The following is a 12,838-nucleotide window of genomic DNA, read 5'->3' as shown; positions in this document are numbered from 1 at the left end:
CTCCCGAAAACGTGGTGTTGCGATTGAACATCGACGAACTACCTGCGTACTTCGAAAAAGCCTGCTGCTCCGTCCGAGCAACTTACCCGAGAAAAATGACGCGATCACCCGATTTCACCGTCTTTTAACTTTAGTCATCAATCCCGAGGTACGAGACCCATTTTCTGGAAAATAAAAGGGGACGGTTCGAATGGACCGCTACGCATTTCAGCAAGATTTGTCCGATTGCCCCGTGCTAACGTGGCAGCCCCTCTTGCCGGGACGCGACGATGGATGCCGAAACGACGACGGGGTCGAAAGCCGAAACGCCGTGCTGGATGCGCTATGCGGCGCGCCTCGCGCGCGTGCACGACTACATCGGCACCCATCTCGACGACACGCTCGACCTGAACCGGCTCGCCGACATCGCGTGCCTGTCGCCGTATCACTGGCATCGCGTCTATCGCGCGCTGTACGGCGAGTCGATCCTGATGACGGTGCGGCGGATGCGGATCGTGCGGGCGTCCGAGGATCTGGTCTGCACCGCGCGCCCGATCGACGAGATCGCCCGGCGCGCCGGCTACGGCTCGACGCATGCGTTCGCACGCGCGTTTCGCGACGCGTACGGCGTGCCGCGCGCGCAGCATCGGCGCACGGGCGTCCACCGCCCCGTTTATCCGCTACAGAGAGGAGAGGCAGACATGTTCAAGCATGAAGTCGAGATCCGGCGCCTGCCGGAGCTGCATGGCTACGCGGTATCCCACACCGGGTCGTACATGAAGGTCAGCAACGCGTTCATGCGGATCGGCGCATGGGTCGGCCAGCACGGGCTGATCGGCCCCGGCGCGAAGATGATCGGGATCTTCCACGACGATCCGGACACGACGCCCGAAGCGCAGTTGCGCGCGCAAGCGTGCTTCGTGCCGGCCGACGGCGCGCCGGACGTCGAGCCCGAGCCGCCCGTCGAACGCGTGACGGTGGCCGGCGGCGAATACGCGGTGCTGCTGCATACGGGGCCGTACGCGGACCTGAAGACCGCCTATCAGTGGCTGTATGGCGACTGGCTGCGTCATTCGGGCCGCGAAGCCGCCGACGCGCCGCCGTTCGAGCTGTACCTGAACACGCCGATGGAGGCGGCGCCGGCCGACCTGCGCACGGAGATTCATTTGCCGCTGCGGTGAGCGAAGGGCCGGGGAGCGGGTGCGGGCGTTATTGCCGGCCCGCTCGGGTTCGGCGGCAGTTCGCGCCGATGCGGGGCCCGGTGAAGCGGCCTAACCGGCCTGCATGCCGCACGACGGGCAGAACCGTGCATCGGCGGCCAGCGCCGAATGGCAGCGGCCGCACGCCTTGCCGCGCTGCGCGGCGCCGCATTGCGCGCAGAAGCGTGCGTCGGCCGCATTGAGCGCGCCGCAGCCGGCGCACGCGAGCTGGCGCAGCGGCGCATTGGCCTCGACGTCGCCGCCCGGCACCTGCCAGCCCCAGCCTTGACGGTCGCGGCCGCGTTCGTCGTGGCCGCGCCGGCTGCCGTGGTGACCGTCATCGTGTCCGGCGCCGTGACCGCCGCTTCGATGGCCGCCGCCGTGGCCGCCCAGGATCCGCTTCAGGAAACCCATCGTCCGCTCCTTCGCGCGTCTCGGCGCTGCGCCCGCGCGTCGCCGAACGCGCGCGACGACGACAGCAGCCGCAAGCCGTTGCCGACGACGATCAGGCTCGCGCCCGCATCGGCGAACACGGCCATCCACATCGTGCCGAGCCCGGCGACGGTCAGCCCGAGGAACACGAGCTTCACGCCGAGCGCGAAACCGATGTTCTGCACCAGCACGCGATGCGTCGCGCGCGACAGCCGCACGAAGGCGGGAATCTTGCGCAGGTCGTCGTCCATCAGCGCGACGTCGGCCGTCTCGATCGCCGTGTCGGTGCCCATCGCGCCCATCGCGAAGCCGATGTCGGCGCGCGCGAGCGCCGGCGCGTCGTTGATCCCGTCGCCGACCATCCCGACCGCGCCCGCGCCGCCGGCGGCCAGTTCGTCGACGGCCGCGAGCTTGTCCTCGGGCAGCTGATTGCCGCGCGCGTCGTCGATGCCGGCCTGCTGCGCGATCGCCTGCGCGGTATGCGGGTTGTCGCCGGTCAGCATCGCGGTGCGGATGCCGAGCGCGTGCAGCTCGGCAATCGCCGCGCGGCTCGTGTCCTTGATCGTGTCGGCCACCGCGAAGATGCCGAGCACGCGCGCGTCGTCGATCAGCATCACGACGCTCTTGCCCTGCCGCTCGAGCACGTCGAGCTTCGCTTCGAGCGCCGGCGAGCAGCGCCCGAGCTCCTCGACGAGCCGGTGATTGCCGAGCCAGTAGCGCGCGCCGTCGATCGTGCCGCGCACGCCGCGCCCGAGCAACGCTTCGAAGTCCTGCACATCGGCGAAGGCTGCCGTTTGCGCGGCGCGCGCCGCGGCTGCGATCGCCTGCGAGACCGGGTGATCCGAGCGCGCGGCAAGGCTCGCCGCCAGCTGCCGCACGCGCGCGGGATCGAGCTCGGCCGCCTGCGCGTCGAAATCGGTCTGCACCGGCTTGCCGTGCGTGATCGTGCCGGTCTTGTCGAGCGCGAGCCACGCGAGCTTGCGCCCTTCTTCGAGATAGACGCCGCCCTTCACGAGAATCCCGCGCCGCGCCGCGGCCGCGAGGCCGGACACGATCGTCACGGGCGTGGAGATCACCAGCGCGCACGGGCACGCGATCACGAGCAGCACCAGTGCTCGGTAGATCCAGTCGTGCCACGCGCCGCCCGCGACGAGCGGCGGCGCCACCGCGACCAGCAGCGCGACCGCGAACACGATCGGCGTGTAGACGCGCGCGAACTGGTCGACGAAGCGCTGCGTCGGCGCCTTCGCGCCCTGCGCCTCCTCGACCGCGTGGATGATGCGCGCCAGCGTCGAGTTGGCCGCGACGGCCGTCACGCGGTACTCGAACGAGCCCGCTTCGTTGATCGTGCCGGCGTACACCGCGTCGCCGGCGGTCTTTTCGACCGGCAGGCTTTCGCCGGTGATCGGCGCCTGGTTGACCGTCGAGCGGCCGTCGACGACCTCGCCGTCCAGCCCGATCCGCTCGCCCGGCTTCACGCGCACGATCGCACCGAGCGCGACCCGCGCGGCCTCGATCGTGCGCCATGAGCCGTCGGCATCGCGCACGGTCGCGGTATCGGGCGCTAGCCGCATCAGCCCCTGGATCGCGTTGCGCGCGCGGTCGAGCGACTTCGCCTCGATCAGCTCGGCGATCGTGAACAGCACCATCACCATCGCGGCTTCCGGCCACTGGCCGATCGCCATCGCGCCCGTCACCGCGATGCTCATCAGCGCATTGATGTTCAGGTTGCCGTTGCGAATCGCGATCCAGCCCTTGCGGTAGGTGGTGAGCCCGCAGGCGAGCACCGCCGCGAGCGCGAGCGCCGCCGACAGCCATACCGGCAGCCCGGCCCAGCTCGCGGCTTCGGACGCGATCGCCATCGCACCGGCCAGCGCGAGCGGCCACCACGGCTTCGCGGGTGCGGCGGGGGCCGGCGACGCCGGCGCATCGGCCGCCGCGGCCTCCGGCGTCATCCCGAGCGAGCGGATCGCGGTTTCGATCGCGGCCTGCGCGCCGGGTACGTGCTCGACGCTCAGCATCCGCTGCATCAGGTTGAATTCGAGCGCCGACACCTCGCGCATCGCGCCGAGCTTCTTGCGGATCAGCGTTTCCTCGGTCGGGCAGTCCATCTGCATGATCCGGAACGCCGAGCGCACGCGGCCCGAGGCGGTCGCCTGCGCGGCCGGCAGCGGGGCCAGCGTCAGCGGCGCGGGCGCGCAGCAGGCGCCGGCCGCGTGGTCGTGGTCGTGGTCGTGGTCGTGGTCGTGGTCGTGGTCGTGGTCGTGGTCGTGGTCGTGACCAGGATCGTCGAGTGCGGCTTGCGAGCAGCCGTCGCCGCACGCTCGATCGTGCCCCTTGCCGTGGACGTGATCGCGCCCCGGTGCGCCCGAATGGCCGCACGCGCCGCCGTCGTGTGCATGCCCGCCTGCGGCCGGCGTCGCGTCGGCGGCAGCAGTCGCCGCCTGCGCGTCGCACGCGGCGACGCAGCACGTATCGGTGCCGTCGGCATCGCGGGGGTGCGGATCGCGGGAACGCAGCGCGTCGGTCATCACGAATCTCCTTCAATGGCTTGACGGTGTAGAGTTAACACCTTGAAGCCACTACAAGGTCAACCCTTACACGGGAGAAAGGTCATGAAGATCGGCGAACTGGCCAAGGCGGCCCGCTGCACGCCGGAAACGATCCGCTTCTACGAGAAGGAGGGTCTGATGCCCGATGCGCAGCGCACCGATGCGAACTACCGCAACTACACGGACGTGCATCTGGAACGGCTGCGCTTCATCCGCAACTGCCGCGCGCTCGACATGGCGCACGACGAGATCCGCGCGCTGCTGCGGCTGACCGATGCGCCGGCCGACCGCTGCGATTCGATCAACGCATTGCTCGACGAACACATCGGCCACGTCGACGCGCGCCTCGCGGAACTCACGCATCTGCGCGAACAGCTCACCGAGTTGCGCCGCCAGTGCGTCGGCGAGCATTCGGTCGAGGATTGCGGAATCGTGCACGGCCTCGCGACGATGGAAACCGTCGCGCCGGCCGCGAAGCGCTCGCACCTTGGCTGAAACCCTTGTAAAACAAGATAGTCTGATCGATACTAGTCATATCATAACTAGATATAGATAGACTATTCATGCCTGCAAGCCGCCCGTCTCCGCTTGCGCTCGCGGTCCTCGCGACGCTCACCGAAACGCCGATGCATCCGTACGGAATGCTGCAGCAACTGAAGGCGCGCGGGTACGACGAAGTCGTCAACGTCCGGCAGCGCACGAGCCTCTATCAGACGATCGAGCGGCTGCTGCGCGACGGCCTGATCGCCGTTCACGATACCGAGCGCGACGGCGCATTTCCGGAGCGCACGCTCTACACGCTCACCGAAGCCGGGCATACGGCCGGGCAGGCGTGGCTGCACGCGCTGCTGGCCGAACCCGCGCGCGAATTCCCGGCGTTCGGCGCCGGGCTCGCGTTCCTGCCGCTGCTCGACGCCGAAGACGCACGTCACCAGCTCGAACGCCGCATCGTCGCACTGGAGGCCGAGCGCGCGCGTCTCGAAGCGCTGCGCAACCGCGCGCAGGCCGACCAGGTGCCGCGCCTGTTCCTGCTGCAGAACGAGCATGCGCTGGTGCTGCTCAATGCGGAGCTCGACTGGGCGCGCAGCGTCGTCGAGCATCTGAAGATCGGCGCGCTGCGCTGGGTCGACGGCTGAGCGCGCGATTTCGCGCGCGCGTCGCCGCTTACTGCGCGGAGATGTCGATATTGCCGAAGTACTTCTGGCCGAGCGACTTCACGGTGCCGTCGGCCTTCAGCTTGTCGATTGCCGCGTCGAGCTTCGACTTCAGCGCGTCGTCGCCCTTGCGCAGGCCGAACGCGATGCCGCTGCCGAGGATCCTGTCGTCGCGCACGGGCTGACCGACGAACGAGAAGCCTTTGCCGTCCGGACGCGACAGGAAGCCGCGCTGGCCGGCCGGCGCGAGCACGAGCGTCGCGTCGAGGCGGCCCGACACGAGATCCGCATACGCCTGGTTCTGGTCCTGGTACGCGACGACCGACACGCCGGCCGGCTCCCAGTGCGCTTTCGCGTAGGTTTCCTGGATCGACGCCTGCAGCACGCCGACGCGCTTGCCCTTCAGCGATTCGGGCGTCGGCAGCAGGCCGCTGTCGGTGCGGGCGATCAGCTGCGTCGGCACACGGTAGATGATCGTCGTGAAGTCGATCGCCTGGCGGCGCTGCTCGGTCGCGTTCATCGCCGAGTTGATCGCATCGAACTTGCGTCCCTTCAGTGCGGGAATCAGCCCGTCGAACGACGTCTCGACCCATTTGCAGCTGAGTTTCGCGGTCCGGCACACGGCGTTGCCGACATCGATGTCGAAGCCCTGCAGATCGCCGTTCGGCGCCTTCGATTCGAACGGCGGATATTGCGCCTCGAGGCCGAAGCGCAGCGTCTGCGCGTCGGCGACAGCGGCGCCGGAGCCGATCGCGCAGGCCAGCGCAAACGCCAGTTTCAAGGTTTTCGTATGCATCGTGATCTCCATTGTCGTTTGGTACGAGTCGGCGCCTGAACGCCCCGTCGCAACCCGTTCATCTACACCGTCCGCAAGCGCCGCGCACCTTCGACCAGCGTCGCATCGTCCTTCGAGAAACTGAGCCGGATCACGCCCGCGTCGGTGCCGTCGGTATAGAACGCCGACAGCGGAATCGTCGCGACGCGCGCATCGCGGATCAGGCGCAGCACGAAATCGCTGTCGCGCTCGTCCGAGAAGTGCCGGAAGCGCGCGAGCATGAAGAACGAGCCTTCGCTCGGCAGCAGCTCGAAGCGCGAATCGGCCAGCTCGCGCGTGAGCAAATCGCGCTTGGCCTGGTAGAACGCCGACAGCCCGAGATAGCTGTCCGGCCGCGCGAGGATTTCCGCGAACGCGACCTGCATCGGCGTGTCGGCCGCAAACACCATGAACTGGTGCACCTTGCGGATCTCGTCCATCAGCTCGGCCGGCGCGACGCAGTAGCCGACCCGCCAGCCCGTCACGTGGAACGACTTGCCGAACGACGACACGATCACGCTGCGCTCCGCCAGCTCGCGATGCCGCGCCATGCTCTGGTGCCGCGCGCCGTCGAACACGACGTGCTCGTAGACCTCGTCGGACAGGACCACGATGCCGGTATCGCGCGTGAGCTGCGCGAGCCGGGCGAGATCGTCGGCCGAGAACACGGTCGCGGTCGGGTTGTGCGGCGTGTTCACGATGATCATCCGCGTGCGCGGCGTGATCGCCGCGGCGACTTCGTCCCAGTTCACGCGGAAGTGCGCTGGCGACAGCTTGATCGCGACCGGCGTCGCGCCCTGCATCCGCACGATCGGCGCATAACTGTCGAACGACGGCTCGAAATAGATCACCTCGTCGCCCGGATGCACGAGCGCGCTGATCGCCGCGTACAGCCCTTCGCTCGCGCTCGCGATCACCGTGACCTCGGTCGCCGGATCGTAGCGCGCGCCGTACAGCGCCTCGGTCTTTTCCGCGAGCCGCTCGCGCAGCGATGCGAGCCCGGCCATCGGCGCGTACTGGTTGTGCCCGTCGCGCATCGCGCGCGCGACGCCTTCGACGAGCGCCGGATCGGGCGCGAAATTCGGCGCGCCCTGCGACAGGTTCAATGCATCGTGCTGCGCGGCGAGCTGGCCGATGACCGTGAAGATCGTCGTCCCGACGTCGGGCAATTTCGAACGGGGCGCGGTGGCGCTTCGCATGAGTCTCCTCCAGATGTCCTCCAGGCCGCCCCCGCGCGATCTCGCGGGACGCTGCCTGCCGCATGATTTAGCCCCAGCCAATATCGGCCGACAAACGAAACTTCGTCATGCCAGCCATGCATTTTTCTCATGGCACTAGCGACAAAGCATCCGACGAAAAGGCCTGACTGCCGGCCAGGCATGCGAATCAGGCATTTCCGCCGGCCGGGCGCGCCGCGCACCGGCGCGCGCCGCTGCGCCGTCAGGCGCCGTCAGGCATCGGCCGCCGCCAGATACGCGCGCATCACCGCCTGCAGCTCGCCGCGCAGCGCGGCGAAGTCGAGTGCGGGCCCGAGCGTCAGCAGCGCCTGCGAGATCCCGCCGTAGCAGACCGTCTGCGCCATCCGCGCAAGCCCGTCGAGCCGGGCGGCCAGCGGCGGGTCGGCCGCATGCGCGAGCGCGTCGCGCCACAGCGCGACATAGGCGTCGTAGTGCCGGCGATACGCGGCAAGCGGCGACACCTGCCGCTCCAGCGCGAACAGCGCGCTCCACAGCGGCGCATCGGCGCCGATCACGTCGATCTGCAGGTCGACGAGCGCCGCGGCCAGTTCGGCGCGCGGCGCGCCGTGCAGCGCCTGCGCGGCCGCACGCAGCCGCTCGGCCATCGCCAGCACGTGGCGGTGGATGCACAGCGCCGCGAGGCTCTGCTTGTCGCCGAAGTATTCGTAGAAGGTGCCGACGCTCACGCCGGCGACGGCCGCGATCTCGCGGATCGTCGCCTTCGCGTAGCCGCGCTCGCGCAAAAGCTGAACGAACGCCTGCTGGAGCGCGTCGGAACTCGCCTGCGCACGCGACTGGCGCGGCCGGCGGCGCAAGGCGGGCGAGGGTTGCGCCGCCGGCTGGCCGGGCGGCGCCGGAACCTGAACATGTCGCGGCGGCATATTTGCTACTCTGGAATTCAACAGGGAACGCGTTTTACGCGGCGCCGGCGCAAGCGCCGCGACGCCTGCGGCGCGGCCGGCGGGCGGCCGCTCGCGCCGCACGAGACCGGAGACAGCTCGATGACCGAACCGACCCACGCCGTCACGAACCAGTTCGACGAACTGGTCGACTATAACCTCTTCACGACGGATCTCGCGCTGCGCGACGCGCTCGCGCGCGCCGGCGCCGACTGGGCCGCGCCGCAGCTCGACGCGTACGGCGCCCGGCTCGGCAGCGCCGAGACGGCCCGGCTCGCGGACGAAGCGAACCGGCACCCGCCGGAACCGAACATCTTCGACCGGCGCGGCCGGCGCATCGACCGCGTCGAGTTCCATCCCGCCTGGCATGCACTGCTCGGCCTGTATCGCAACCAGGGCTTCGTGTCGCTCGCGTTTCGCGACGCGCGTCCCGGCCGCTGGGCCGCGACCGCGGCCGGCTTCTATCTGCACGGCCAGATCGAGGCCGGCACGCTGTGCCCGGCGACCATGACGCAGGCCGCGATCCCCGTGCTGCAGAAGGAACCCGCGCTGTGGGCGCTGCTGCGCGACAGGCTCTACAGCGACGACTACGATCCGCGCGACGTGCCGATCGCCGACAAGCGCTCGATCTGGTTCGGCATGGGCATGACCGAGAAACAGGGCGGCTCCGACGTGCGCGCGAACACGACGCTCGCGACGCCGGTCGGCGCGGGCGGGCGCGGCGGCGAATACCGGCTGCGCGGGCACAAGTGGTTCTTCTCCGCGCCGATGTGCGATGCGCACCTCGTCGTCGCGCGCACCGAGGCCGGCAGCCCGTCGTGCTTCTACGTGCCGCGCTGGCGGCCGGACGGCACGAAGAACGCGGTCGAGATCCAGCGCCTGAAGAACAAGGTCGGCAACCGCAGCAACTCGAGCAGCGAAATCGAGCTGAACGACGCGTGGGGCATCATGCTCGGCGACGAAGGCCGCGGCATTCCGACCATCATCGAGATGGCGACCTACACGCGGCTGAACTGCGTGCTCGGCAGCGCGGCGATGCTGCGCCAGGGCGTCGTACAGGCGATCGCGTATACGCGGCAGCGCCACGCGTTCGGCCGCGCGCTTGCCGAGCAGCCGCTGATGCGCACCGTGCTCGCCGATCTCGCGCTCGAAAGCGAGGCCGCGCTCGTGCTCGCGATGCGCCTGGCCGACGCGTTCGAGCGCGACGACTCGCCGCGCGAACGCGCGTGGAAGCGGATCGTCACGCCCGCCGCGAAATTCTGGGTCTGCAAGCGCGCGGTCGAGCTGACCGGCGAAGTGATGGAAGTGTTCGGCGGCAACGGCTACGTCGACGACGGCCCGATCGCGCGGCTGTTCCGCGAGGCGCCGGTCAATTCGATCTGGGAAGGCTCGGGCAACGTGATGTGCCTCGACGTGCTGCGCGCCGTGTCGCGCGAGCCCGACGCGGCCGCCGCGCTGCTCGCGGAGCTGTCCGACCTCGGCGCCGGCGAACCGCGGATCCGCGCGGCGCTCGACGCGCTGCGCGCGATGCTGGCCGCGCCGGCCGACACGCTCGAGGCGTCGGGCCGCGTATTCGCGCAGCGGCTCGCGCTGGTCGCACAGGCGTGCCTGCTGCGCCGCGACGCGCCTGCAGCCGTCGCCGACGCGTTCATCGCGACGCGGCTCGCCGCGCCGGACTGGGGCCGCGTCGCGGGCGGCTTCGAGCCGCGCGCGCTCGACGTCGCCGCGCTGCTGCAGCGCGCGTATCCGGCCTGACGCCGCACCCCGCCCCTTCGCTCAGGAGCCCCGATGAACCTCGTCGCCGCCCTCGACCGCGCCGCCCGCGCGACGCCCGGCAAGCCGTTCCTCGTCAGCGAATCCGAGACGATCACCTATGCCGCCGCGCGCGAGCGCTCGCATCGCGCGGCCGCGGTACTCAGCGCGCTCGGCGTCGCGGCCGGCGACCGCGTCGCCGCGATGTGCTTCAACACGCCGGCCTTCGTCGACCTGATGTTCGGCGCGTGGCGGCTCGGCGCGGCGTTCGTGCCGATCAATCACAAGCTGCAGGCGCCGGAAGTCGACTACGTGCTCGAACACAGCCGCAGCAAGGTGCTGCTGTTCGACGTGGCGCTCGCGCCGGTGGTCGAACGCATCGTGCACCCGGCGCGGCAGCTCGTGACCGAGGGCGAACTCGACGGCGTGCCGGGCTTCGACGCGATGTGCGCGGCGATGGACGGGCTCGCGGGCATCGAGCCCGCCGACGGCGACGTCGCGCAGATCCTCTACACGTCCGGCACCACGGGCCGCCCGAAGGGCTGCGTGCACAGCCATCGCACGGTGACGTTCGCGGCGATGTCGGCGGCGCTCGCGATCGGCATCGGCCGCAACGAGCGCACGCTGATGGCGATGCCGATCTGGCATTCGTCGCCGCTGAACAACTGGTTCGGCGGCACGCTGGTCGCGGGCGGCACCGTCGTGCTGCTGCGCGAATACCATCCGCTGCGTTTCCTGCAGGCAGTCGAGCGCGAGCGCATCACGCTGTATTTCGGCGCGCCGGTGTCGTACACGCTGCCGCTCGACACGATCGACGGCTTCGCCGCGTTCGACCTGTCGAGCGTGCGCGCATGGCTGTACGGCGGCGGCCCGATCGGCGCGGCGCAGGCCGAACGGCTCGCGCGCGCATACCGCAGCGACGCGTTCTTCCAGGTGTACGGCATGACGGAGACGGGCCCGGCCGGCACGACGCTGTATCCGGACGAGCAGATCGCGAAGGCCGGCTCGATCGGCCGGCACGGCGGCCCGGGCGTCGACCTGCGCGTGGTGCGGCTCGACGGCGTCGACGCGCAGCCCGGCGAAAGCGGCGAGATCTGGCTGAAGACCGACAGCATGATGCTCGGCTATCTCGACGACGCGGCCGCGACGCGCGCCGCATTCGAGCCGGGCGGTTGGTACCGCACCGGCGACATCGCGCGGATCGATCAGGATGGCTATCTGTTCATCGTCGACCGGCTGAAGGACATGATCGTGACCGGCGGCGAAAACGTCTATTCGAAGGAAGTGGAAGACGTGCTCGGCGCGCACCCGGACATCGCCGAGGCGGCCGTGGTCGGCGTCCCGCATCCCGAGTGGGGCGAAACGGTCGTCGCGCATGTCGTGATGCGCGCGAACGCGGCGGCCGACGCGGACGCGCTGCGTGCGTTCTGCGGCGAACGGCTCGCCGCGTACAAGATCCCGCGCGAGTTCAGGTTCGCGCAGGCGCTGCCGCGCACGCCGACCGGCAAGCTGCAGAAGTTCCTGCTGCGCAAGCAGCCGGACTAGCATCCCGGTAAAAAAGCCACCGGACCGAACGGCCCGATGGCTTTTACCGGCATGCCGGACGACGGCACATCGCCGCCGCCCGCAACACGCGCAATGCTTATTTGCCGCCGATGCTCTTCAGCGGCTTCCACTCGCCCTTCTCGACCTTGTACATCGTGATGCCGCCGTTCTTCAGGTCGCCCTTCGCGTCGTACGCGACGTGCGTCGACGTGACGCCCGCCATGTCGGTCTTCGCGAGCACCGGCAGGTACTTCGCCGGATCGGTCGAATCGGCCTTCTTCATCGCGTTGAGCATCGCCATCGCGCCGTCGTACGCGTACGGCGAGTAGGTCTGCACGTCCTCGCCGAAGCGCTTCTTGTACTTGTCCGCGTAAGCCTTGCCGCCCGGCATTTCTTCCAGCGGCAGGCCGGCCAGCGATGCGATCGTGCCTTCGGCCGCGTTGCCCGCGATCTTCAGGAAGGTCGGCGTCTTCACCATTTCGCCGCTCATCAGCGGCGCGGTGATGCCGAGCGCCTTCATCTGCTTGACCATCGGCGCCGCCTGCGAATCCGCGCCGCCGTAGTAGACGAGGTCCGGCTTCGCGGCCTTCAGCTTGGTCAGGATCGCCTTGAAGTCGACCGCCTTGTCGTTCGTGAATTCGCGGTCGACGATCGTCGCGCCGCCGGCCTTCGCGGCCTTCTCGAACTGGTCGGCGAGACCCTGGCCGTAGGCCGTGCGGTCGTCGACGATCGCGATCTTCTTCATGCCGAGATCCTTCGACGCGAAGGTGCCCGCCACCGAGCCCTGCTGCGTGTCGGACGTCATCATGCGGAAGGTCGTCTTGTAGCCTTGCTGCGTGTACTCGGGCGCGGTCGCCATCGCGATTTCCGGGATGCCCGCGTTCGCGTAGATGCGCGAGGCCGGGATCGTCGTGCCCGAGTTGAAGTGGCCGAGCATGCCCTTGATGCCGTCGTCGACGAGCTTCTGCGCGACCGTCGTGCCGGTGCGCGGGTCGGCCTGGTCGTCCTGCGTGTCGAGCACGAACTTCACCGGCTTGCCGCCGATCTTCGGGTTGGTCGCGTTGAAATCGTCGAGCGCGAGCACGATCCCGTTCTGCATATCCTTGCCGTAGTGCGCCTGCGCGCCCGTCATCGGCCCTGCGTAACCGATCTTCACGTCATCCGCATGAGCCGTCCCCGCCAGCGACATGACCGCGACGAACGTCGCGCCTGCCAGCTTTTTCATCGTGTGTTGCATAGCATCTCCTTGGTACCAGGGTAAGTGGAGCGGCTTC

At 69.3% G+C, this 12,838-nt stretch carries 11 protein-coding genes; 5 read left to right on the top strand and 6 right to left on the bottom strand.

Annotated features, from left to right (window positions below; all coding sequences use genetic code 11):
- Positions 1–269 precede the first annotated feature (269 nt).
- Entirely contained in the window at positions 270–1,160 is an 891-nt protein-coding gene (locus WS57_RS13630) for an AraC family transcriptional regulator (protein WP_069244413.1), read from the top strand.
- A 90-nt stretch (positions 1,161–1,250) separates the two neighbouring features.
- Here the strand turns inward: WS57_RS13630 and WS57_RS13625 are convergent, their stop codons facing one another.
- Both WS57_RS13625 and WS57_RS13620 read right to left on the bottom strand, forming a co-directional pair.
- The gene (locus WS57_RS13625) at positions 1,251–1,592 is read right to left on the bottom strand and encodes a zinc ribbon domain-containing protein (protein ID WP_069244412.1); all 342 of its coding nucleotides are present in this window, start codon (positions 1,590–1,592) and stop codon (positions 1,251–1,253) included.
- Positions 1,580–4,141 carry a heavy metal translocating P-type ATPase gene (locus WS57_RS13620; RefSeq protein ID WP_069244411.1) on the bottom strand — a complete coding sequence of 854 codons (2,562 nt, stop codon included), beginning with the start codon at positions 4,139–4,141 and terminating at the stop codon, positions 1,580–1,582. Before WS57_RS13620 ends, WS57_RS13625 begins: the two co-directional genes overlap by 13 nt.
- 84 nt (positions 4,142–4,225) lie before the next feature.
- On the opposite strand from WS57_RS13620, the gene cadR reads away from it, so the two are divergent.
- Positions 4,226–4,657: a Cd(II)/Pb(II)-responsive transcriptional regulator gene (cadR, locus tag WS57_RS13615; RefSeq protein WP_009687329.1), complete on the top strand. Its 432-nt coding sequence runs from the start codon at positions 4,226–4,228 to the stop codon at positions 4,655–4,657.
- A gap of 68 nt (positions 4,658–4,725) precedes the next feature.
- A complete protein-coding gene (locus WS57_RS13610; protein ID WP_009687330.1) occupies positions 4,726–5,298 on the top strand; it encodes a PadR family transcriptional regulator in 573 nt (190 codons plus the stop codon).
- A gap of 28 nt (positions 5,299–5,326) precedes the next feature.
- Here WS57_RS13610 and WS57_RS13605 read toward each other — a convergent pair whose 3' ends face one another.
- The 3 genes from WS57_RS13605 to WS57_RS13595 all read right to left on the bottom strand — a co-directional run bounded on the left by WS57_RS13605 (position 5,327) and on the right by WS57_RS13595 (position 8,249).
- A complete protein-coding gene (locus WS57_RS13605) occupies positions 5,327–6,112 on the bottom strand; it encodes an ABC transporter substrate-binding protein (RefSeq protein ID WP_040128673.1) in 786 nt (261 codons plus the stop codon).
- A 62-nt stretch (positions 6,113–6,174) separates the two neighbouring features.
- Entirely contained in the window at positions 6,175–7,329 is a 1,155-nt protein-coding gene (locus WS57_RS13600; protein WP_059603687.1) for a pyridoxal phosphate-dependent aminotransferase, read from the bottom strand.
- A gap of 251 nt (positions 7,330–7,580) precedes the next feature.
- Entirely contained in the window at positions 7,581–8,249 is a 669-nt protein-coding gene (locus WS57_RS13595; RefSeq protein ID WP_069244410.1) for a TetR/AcrR family transcriptional regulator, read from the bottom strand.
- 120 nt (positions 8,250–8,369) lie between these two features.
- On the opposite strand from WS57_RS13595, the gene WS57_RS13590 reads away from it, so the two are divergent.
- Together WS57_RS13590 and WS57_RS13585 are read left to right on the top strand one after the other, a co-directional pair.
- The gene (locus tag WS57_RS13590; RefSeq protein WP_059478198.1) at positions 8,370–10,022 is read left to right on the top strand and encodes an acyl-CoA dehydrogenase family protein; all 1,653 of its coding nucleotides are present in this window, start codon (positions 8,370–8,372) and stop codon (positions 10,020–10,022) included.
- A gap of 33 nt (positions 10,023–10,055) precedes the next feature.
- A complete protein-coding gene (locus WS57_RS13585) occupies positions 10,056–11,564 on the top strand; it encodes an AMP-binding protein (RefSeq protein WP_069244409.1) in 1,509 nt (502 codons plus the stop codon).
- A gap of 97 nt (positions 11,565–11,661) precedes the next feature.
- On the opposite strand, the gene WS57_RS13580 is transcribed toward WS57_RS13585, so the two are convergent.
- Complete coding sequence (locus WS57_RS13580; RefSeq protein WP_009694020.1) at positions 11,662–12,801, bottom strand: branched-chain amino acid ABC transporter substrate-binding protein; 1,140 nt, start codon at positions 12,799–12,801, stop codon at positions 11,662–11,664.
- Positions 12,802–12,838 lie beyond the last annotated feature (37 nt).

Origin of the sequence: Burkholderia pseudomultivorans (genome assembly GCF_001718415.1) — a bacterium.
Classification (GTDB): Bacteria; Pseudomonadota; Gammaproteobacteria; order Burkholderiales; family Burkholderiaceae; genus Burkholderia; species Burkholderia pseudomultivorans_A.
Note: the sequence above shows the minus strand (reverse complement) of the source record. Positions and strands in the feature narration are given on the sequence as shown.